Genomic DNA, 634 nt, shown 5'->3' with positions numbered 1-634 from the left:
CAATTGCGGCTACCTTGTATTTATTCGTCATTTTCCTCTCCTCAAATTATCCTGTTATCGATAACATAAGCTAACCATATATTCTGTAGCAAAAACATGCCAATTTATGTCAGTCTTTTGTATATCAATGTAGGACGGAAGACGGGAATATATATTTTAAATCAAGGATATGAGCAATTTGCCATTATCGCACCTAATCCGATAGCGACTCTAAAAACGCCACCAAATCATCAACCTCCTGCTCATTCAAACCCAGCGGCTGCAATATCGCCTCACCATCAATATGCAAACGCTCCATGTCGATATTGGAGTAGTGATTCACCACATCTCTCAATGTTGCCAGCGAACCATCGTGCATATAGGGCGCTGTCTTTGCCACATTTCGAAGGCCAGGCACACGAAATACACCAAAGTTTGCATGCTGTCGGGCGACTTTTTTAACAGCCCACGCACCGGATTTTTCAGGGTCATCCGTGAACATTCCATCCAGCGTATACGGTGACTTTTTAAGATCGATGATCCCCTGATGACGCCCTGAGTCCACCACACCCGGCTTGATAAAATACGGCACACCAGCATCATGAAACTCACCGTTGGTGAACAAAGCTCCGGAGTGACAAAACATGCATCGCCC

1 protein-coding gene is annotated in these 634 nt (G+C 44.8%); it reads right to left on the bottom strand.

The window, feature by feature from the left end; genetic code table 11:
* Window positions 1-193: 193 nt before the first annotated feature.
* Window positions 194-634, bottom strand: a 441-nt coding sequence (locus DKW60_RS23905) for a cytochrome-c peroxidase (protein ID WP_425451375.1), incomplete at its 5' end; no start/stop codon positions are given.

It is taken from the genome of Leucothrix pacifica, from assembly GCF_003172875.1.
Lineage (GTDB): Bacteria > Pseudomonadota > Gammaproteobacteria > Thiotrichales > Thiotrichaceae > Leucothrix > Leucothrix pacifica.
This window is presented reverse-complemented; position numbering and strand designations above follow the sequence as displayed.